Origin of the sequence: Vreelandella arctica (assembly GCF_037070215.1) — a bacterium.
Lineage (GTDB): Bacteria > Pseudomonadota > Gammaproteobacteria > Pseudomonadales > Halomonadaceae > Vreelandella > Vreelandella arctica.
On sequence record NZ_JBANSN010000064.1, the window covers coordinates 1 to 7,251 of the forward strand.

Here is a 7,251-nt window from a genome sequence, read left to right on the forward strand (position 1 = left end):
AATAGCAATGTCCGAGATTTCACGTATACGTCTCACAGGTAGTAGCGGGTAAGTGCCTGCTGAGCATTGTTAGTGCTTACGGAAGTTGATTTGGAGCACTAGGTTGCATCGGTCATGGCTTTCGAGCCCATAGGCGTTTCGCCAGCAGCGGCAGCAATGTGATGCCACTGATGAGGACCAGCGCGATCATGAGACCACGGGAGTCGGCGGTAATTAGCACTTCGCCGAACTTGACGATCAGATACGCCGTGGGGATTACGCCGGCCAATGTGGCGATCAAAAAGCGCCAGAAGGACAGGGGCGTAATACCTGCCGCATAGCTGATGGCATCAAACGAAATGAAGGGCACCAATCGGGATGCAAAAACGATGAGCATCAAGCCGGTTTGAGAGCGCTCCTTTCCCAGCCAATTGAGGATAGGCCGTGTACGGGGCCAGCGTTGCATCACTTCATAGCCGAGAAAACGAGCAATGCAGAAAGCGAGCAGAGCACCGGCTTCGGCACCGATAACGACATAGGCCGTCCCCCAAGCTGGGCCGTAAAGCGCACCAGCCACCATCGCAATCGGACCACTGGGGATCGGGCTCATGACAATGGCAGCCATCATCATAAAGATGATGGCCAATGGCCCCCAGACGCCCAGCCTATCAACCCACTCACGCAAGGCCTGCTTGTCGGTCAAGACCGACAAGGCGCCGGTTTCCATCAGGATCCAATAGAGGGCCGCCAAGCCCATCAATAGAGTGAGCCCCAAAAAGAGCTTTTGCTTTACGCTAAGCTTGGTTGCCATGTTCATCTCAGTGGTGGGAGTGGGGAGACACGTCATCTCAGCCCTGTACCGTTATGGTGTATCATTCAACACCTAAGATTTCGCGAAGCTGGTCGGTCGACACTGCACCACTGATACGCTGCACTTTCCCGGCTTCATCACGGTAGTAGCTGGTCGGCGTCCCCGTAGCGCCGGCCTCACGCATGATCTGGGCATGCTTTCTGAGAAGCGCTTGGCTCTCCTCCGACGGCTCCACCGGCCTTATGCCGCCATTGCGAAATTCCAATTCATGAGTTTCGAGAGCGCTAACCGGATCGTGGAATTCAAGGATTGCAGCAGCTTTGCGAAGGCTGTCCTCTGATAGCACACCAACCAGCACGTGGCGAAGCTGTAGCACGCCTTGCTCGATTAGCGGACGTGAATTCTTCCAGAGTGCGTTGCAGTAAGGGCAGTTGGGGTCTGTTAGTGTGTACACAACATGTGATGCATCATCATTCCCCTCCGAGATAAAACGTGTGTTTTCAAACGCACTCCAGGTAGCTTCCCGCATGGGTTCCAGCACCAGAGCCTGAAGCTGGCTTTCCATGACGGCATTACCCTGAGGGTCGATTAACGTACCAATGACGGCATAGTCGGAAGAGAAGGAGATATAAGCCGCCATAGGCTCATTATCGTAAGACAAGGCATAGCCTTGGAGATCGTCAGGCGCTTCGAAGGTGCCATGGAATGTGAACCCTTGATCCACCAATACGGTAATCGTCTCGGGCAAGGGAGGCCCAGTGTCGATGACGCTGCTGGCCTGATAACTCTCATTGGCATCGGTTCCTGCTTCCTGCGCCAACGCAGGCAACGTAATAAGACCTAACAGACCTGCAGCGGCTAGGTAATAAGTAGAATGTAGGATATGCCTCATGAATGCTCTCTTTATCAATTACTGTTTTTCCAAGGGATTAGGTCGATCACATTTACTGGCTGGTTTTAGTGCTTCTTATTAAAAAACAGGTACTTGATAAGCGCAGCAACACCAAGCCCCAGTGCAATAATCAACAAGATCGCTATTAGGCCCATCCCCGCCATACCCCACATGCAACTATCACTTCCCATCATTTTGAATTCCTCTTTTAACACTACGGTGTTTGGTTTAGGCGCGATGAACAGCCTCGTTTGGACGTGGTGTGGCATTGCCGGGATCTGGCGTGAAACGGCGTAGCCGCAACGAGTTAGTCAGTACAAAGACACTGGAAACACTCATGGCAGCCGCCGCCAGCATGGGGCTGAGCAATACGCCGATGAACGGATAGAGCACGCCCGCCGCCACGGGGATCAACGCTACGTTGTAGCCATAGGCCCAAACGAAATTGCCGATAATGGTCCGGTGGGTACGCTTGGAGAGCGCCGTGGCATTGACGATGCCTCGCAAATCGCCACTCATCAGCACCACATCGCCGGACTCGATGGCAATATCGGTGCCAGTGCCGATCGCAATGCCCACGTCGGCCTGGGCCAAAGCGGGTGCATCGTTGATCCCGTCCCCCACAAAAGCGACACGCTTGCCCTCCGCCTGGAGACGCCGGATCTCTGCCGCTTTCTGGTCGGGCAGCACCTCAGCGAGAACCTGCTGGATGCCAACCTGTCGGGCGATAGCATCGGCAGTGGCACGGTTATCGCCGGTGAGCATGGCCACCTCCAACCCTTGCGCTTTGAGTGCTGTGATAGCCTCGGCAGAGCCCTCCTTGAGGGGATCCGCCACCGCGATGACTGCAGCAAGCTGACCGTCTACCGCGGCATAGAGCGGGCTCTTGGCGTTCTCGGCAAACACCTTGGCGCGTGTTTCTGCCTGGCCGAGCTCGATTTCCAGCCGATGCATGTAACGATCAGCTCCCACATGTACCAAGTGGCCGTCGACCTCGGCTTCAATGCCGTAGCCAGGCTCGGCACTAAAGCGACTGACCGAGGGTAATTCCAGCCCACGGGCCTTGGCGCCCTGTACAATAGCTTCGGCGATGGGGTGCTCGCTTTGAGCTTCCACTGCCGCGACCAGTCGCAGCACGTCGTTTTCATGACCGTTAATTGCTTCGAAGTCGGTCAGTTCGGGGCGCCCCTGGGTCAAAGTGCCGGTCTTGTCCAGCACCACCGTATTCATCTTGGCCAGCGTCTCAAGCGCCGCCCCTTTGCGAAATAGCACTCCCATCTCGGCCCCTTTCCCGGTACTGACCATGATGGCCGTTGGGGTAGCCAGGCCCATCGCACAGGGGCAGGCAATTAGCAGTACACTAACGGTAGTGACGAAGGCAAAGGACAAAGACGGCGACGGTCCGAAAGCGAACCAGAGTGCAAAGGTAATCGCGGCGATAGCGATGACCACGGGTACAAACACACCGGCAACCTTGTCGGCTAATTGCTGAATTGGGGGCTTCTCCGCCTGGGCCGTTTCCACCATCTTGACGATCTGCGACAGCACGGTGTCGGCACCGACTCGCGTGGCCCGGAAGGTAAGTGCACCGTTCTTGTTGATGGTGCCACCGACGACTTCGGAATCCCTCTGTTTGACGACCGGCACTGGCTCACCGCTGATCATCGACTCATCAACGTAGGAGTGACCCTCCTCAACAATGCCATCGACTGGAACACGCTCCCCTGGGCGAACCAAAATACGATCGCCCGTGACGACGGCGTCGATAGGCAGCTCGACGGTTTCATCCTCACGGATGACGCGGGCAGTTTTCGCCTGTAATTGCAGAAGCTTCTTGATAGCTTCGGAGGTGCGGCCCTTGGCAATGTGTTCAAAATAGCGACCGAGCAGAATTAACGTCACGATCACCGCCGCCGCTTCGAAATAGCTCACGGCGGTTCCGACGGGAAAGAGTCCGGGCACCAGCAGGGCGGCGACCGAATAGAAATAGGCAGCGCTCGATCCGATCATAACGAGGCTGTTCATGCCCGGATTAAAATGCCGGAGTTCGGCGAAGCCGACGCGATAGAAGCGTGCACCAGCATAGAACTGCACCGGTGTGGCCAATAACCACTCGACGCCCATCCAGCCGCGATGCGGCATTAGACTCGTTAACAGCGCGTCAAAAGTGGGAATCATTTTCCCCATGGCGATGATGACTACCGGAATCGTAAATATTGCCGCGAGCACGACTCGACGGCGAAGCTCGGCTCTTTCCCGATCCTCGCTGTCCGTTGGTGGCGGCGTATCGGTATCCTGTGGTTCATAGCCTGCTTCGCGGATGGCATGCTGAATACGCGGTAACGAAACGGCTCCCGGCAGGAAACGAACGAAGGCTTTTTGGGTGGCGAGGTTAACACTTACTTCCACCATGCCGGGCAGCTTCGTTAGCGTTCGCTCTATCCGAGAGACACACGATCCGCAACTCATGCCGGTGATGGGAATGTCGAGACTTTCCACCACCGGCTGATAGCCCGCCGTTTCAATGGCGTTGAGTAGGCTAGTGGTCGCGGTACCTGCTTCGACCTGGATAGCCGCCTTCTGTGCGGCGAGGTTCACTTGAGCGTTGATCACGCCTGGCTGCTGGCTGAGTGCGCGCTCCACACGCCCAACACAGGAAGCACAGGACATACCACGAATCTCGATATCGACGTATTGCGCCATAATGACGATCTCCCTGTTAATTTATCGACGACCCGGTAGGCAAACTTGATTCCCATGTTCGCTATCGAGAAAATGCCCGATCATTCAGTCTGCTCAGCGATAGCTTCAACAATCGGGCAGCCTTCCTGCATAGGCCCTTCGCCTGCACACTCACTCAATGTTTTCGATAATACGGCTTCAATCCGCGTGAGATGTTTGATCTGCTCTCGCACCTTGTGCAGCTTCTCGCTGGCGATGCGTTTAGCTTGCGCCCGGTCGCCATTAGCATCCTGAAGCATTAACAGCTCCCGAATCTCTTGTAGCGTGAAGCCCCACTGCTTGGCATGGACGATAAACTGCAACCGATCCACAGCTTCCAGTGGGTAACGCCGATAGTTGGCATCGGTCCTCCTCGGAGGAGGCATAAGTTTCTCTTTTTCGTAGAATCGAATCGCCTGGCTAGCGACCCCGCTTCGTTCGGCAAGCTCGCCGATACTTAGTGTTTGCATAGCGTTACCTCACGACATTATTAATCCAAGCTTCTGGCAGCCTGACTCAACGAATCTACCGGTCGGGGCTCCTATTGCTCCGGTTGGCGCACGACCCTAAGGTAGGGCGTCTTGGTGTTCCAGCCTTCGGGAAAGTGTTGCCTAGCGTCATCATTCGATAGCGATGGCGAGATGATGACATCGTCACCATTTTGCCAGTCAACGGGGGTGGCCACTTTGTGCTTGTCAGTTAGCTGAAGCGAATCGAGAACCCGCAGTATCTCGTCGACATTACGTCCTGTGCTGGGTGGATACGTCAAAGTGAGACGAATTTTCTTGTCAGAATCGATGATGAAGACCGTACGCACCGTCAGTTTGGGGTCGGCTTTGGGATGGATCATTCCATAAAGCTTCGCTACCACCTGATCTTCGTCAGCCAGCAAGGGGTAGTTCAGGGCCGTGCCCTGAGTCTGTTCAATATCCCCCGCCCAGTCGTGGTGAGAGCTGAGGGGATCCACCGAAACCCCAACCAGTTTGGCACCCCGCTGGGTGAATTCGTTCTTTCGCTTGGCAAACGCGCCCAGTTCTGTGGTGCATACTGGCGTAAAATCAGCGGGGTGCGAGAACAGCACCGCCCAGCTGTCGTCAAGCCATTGGTGAAAGTTGACCGTGCCTTGCGTGGATTCGATCGTGAAGTTTGGTGCTGTCTCGCCCAGTTGTAGCGCCATGGAAATGTCCTCATGTCATTCATTGAGTAGCCACCATAACTTTGAAGTCAACTTTAAGGTCAAGCTTGATGTGTAATATTTGCAATTCGATAGGAGACAAATAATTTGTCAATAAAGGTTGACCTTAAAGCAGCTGTAAGCCTTAAAATTCTTACGGCGCTAAAATGGATATGATAGGAGGTAGCACCATGGGATTGGTATCAATACCCTTGTTGGCCGTCTCCATAACTTAAGTTGCGATAACACATTGGAATCTCTCTCTTCCATCGGCTTGGTCGGCGCCTTTATCGGCGGATTGATCTCCTTCTTCTCGCCCTGCACGCTGCCCCTGTTACCGGCCTACCTGTCGGTGGTCACAGGCGGTAGTGCCGGTAAAGCCGACAGGCGGTTAGAGGCATTGACCCTCAGTGCCTTCTTCGTCTTCGGCTTCAGCATCGTGTTCATCCTACTCGGGCTCGGCGCCAGTAGTATCGGGCAACTGATGCGAGGGTATCGCCAAGAATTCAACTGGGTTGCCGGCTCGGCGGTGATCGTGCTGGGCCTCTTCATGACCGGCGTGTTCCGATTGCCGCTTTTCCAGCGTACCTTTCAGTTCACCCCCAATGTCCAGGGTGGCTCTCCGCTTTCGGCTACTGTGTTCGGGGTATCTTTTGCCATCGGCTGGACGCCCTGTATCGGCCCCATCCTGGGCGCCATCTTGATGGCCACGTCCAATGCTGCTAGTGCCCAGGCTGGAATGATATATCTCAGTGCCTACTCGGCTGGCCTAGCGCTACCTTTTCTTGCCAGCACTTTACTGATTAACCGATTCGCTCTGCATCGGCAAAGCCTAGGAAGGTGGAGCGCCTATGCTCGCCCCGTGGCGGGCACGGTTGTGATCCTGATGGGCATCGCCATCGTCTCGGGTACCATGACGCGGCTTTCCAGTATCATGGTCGACCTTTTTCCCTCCCTGGCGACCCTGGGGTAGCCAGGCCGTCAGAGAAGTAGAGATTACTTTTCATACTGACTCCTTAAGAAGCTTATTAGGCTGAGCTAGTCTCCTAAAAGGAGATTATTTTTATAATGCTTAGAACTTAATTTCTTTCACTGTTAATTTAGTTCTTTCACCTAATTAATTTTAATTAGGATCTCGTGGCGAGGTAACTTACAAGCGCAGCGAACGTTTCAGTGTTTTTTTGACAAAAAATTTATTATAGTAGGCCTTCCTGAATCCTAGCTGAATAATAAAAATTACGGCAAGTAACGCACAGCTACCTGGTTTATTTTTATATTTTTTGATTAGTTACCAGGTTCCCTTTCCTTGATTTATCTTTTAGGTTGTTCTAGCTTTATTATGCCAAGCAAGAACTATGGTAAATAAAATTTGATTTAATAAATGGAGAACCGAGATGGACTTCAAAAAATACGAAAACTGCATTGAAGCTTGTCACATATGCGCTGCTTATTGCGACAAGTGTGCAACTGAGTGTCTAAAAGAAGACAACGTAAAAATGATGGCGGAATGTATTCGCCTTAACATGCAATGTGCTCAAATTTGTCGGTTAGCCGCCTCATTTATGGCACAAGAAAGTGAGTTTGCACACGAGATCTGCCGTCTATGTGCCGACATTTGTAAGAAATGTGGTGATGAGTGTGCAAAACATGATGCACCTCACTGCCAAGAGTGTG

The 7,251-nt window shown here is 53.6% G+C and carries 8 protein-coding genes; 2 read left to right on the forward strand and 6 right to left on the reverse strand.

The window, feature by feature from the left end; genetic code table 11:
• Positions 1 to 112 precede the first annotated feature (112 nt).
• From V8L70_RS22280 to V8L70_RS22305, 6 genes are all read right to left on the reverse strand, one after another.
• Positions 113 to 790, reverse strand: coding sequence for a TVP38/TMEM64 family protein (locus V8L70_RS22280; protein WP_039860315.1), 678 nt, complete (start codon positions 788 to 790; stop codon positions 113 to 115).
• A 61-nt stretch (positions 791 to 851) separates the two neighbouring features.
• Entirely contained in the window at positions 852 to 1,682 is an 831-nt protein-coding gene (gene dsbG / locus V8L70_RS22285) for a thiol:disulfide interchange protein DsbG (RefSeq protein WP_336270628.1), read from the reverse strand.
• Between the two features lie 65 nt (positions 1,683 to 1,747).
• Entirely contained in the window at positions 1,748 to 1,876 is a 129-nt protein-coding gene (locus tag V8L70_RS22290) for a hypothetical protein (protein ID WP_008958488.1), read from the reverse strand.
• 34 nt (positions 1,877 to 1,910) lie between these two features.
• Positions 1,911 to 4,385: a heavy metal translocating P-type ATPase gene (locus V8L70_RS22295; protein WP_336270631.1), complete on the reverse strand. Its 2,475-nt coding sequence runs from the start codon at positions 4,383 to 4,385 to the stop codon at positions 1,911 to 1,913.
• Positions 4,386 to 4,465: 80 nt separating this feature from the next.
• Complete coding sequence (locus V8L70_RS22300) at positions 4,466 to 4,873, reverse strand: heavy metal-responsive transcriptional regulator (protein WP_089675920.1); 408 nt, start codon at positions 4,871 to 4,873, stop codon at positions 4,466 to 4,468.
• A 71-nt stretch (positions 4,874 to 4,944) separates the two neighbouring features.
• The gene (locus V8L70_RS22305; protein ID WP_008958491.1) at positions 4,945 to 5,580 is read right to left on the reverse strand and encodes a peroxiredoxin; all 636 of its coding nucleotides are present in this window, start codon (positions 5,578 to 5,580) and stop codon (positions 4,945 to 4,947) included.
• Between the two features lie 247 nt (positions 5,581 to 5,827).
• Between V8L70_RS22305 and V8L70_RS22310 the strand changes: the two genes are divergently transcribed.
• Together V8L70_RS22310 and V8L70_RS22315 are read left to right on the forward strand one after the other, a co-directional pair.
• Positions 5,828 to 6,550 carry a cytochrome c biogenesis CcdA family protein gene (locus tag V8L70_RS22310; protein WP_336270638.1) on the forward strand — a complete coding sequence of 241 codons (723 nt, stop codon included), beginning with the start codon at positions 5,828 to 5,830 and terminating at the stop codon, positions 6,548 to 6,550.
• A gap of 421 nt (positions 6,551 to 6,971) precedes the next feature.
• A partial coding sequence (locus tag V8L70_RS22315) for a four-helix bundle copper-binding protein (protein ID WP_336270640.1) occupies positions 6,972 to 7,251 on the forward strand: 280 nt, incomplete at its 3' end.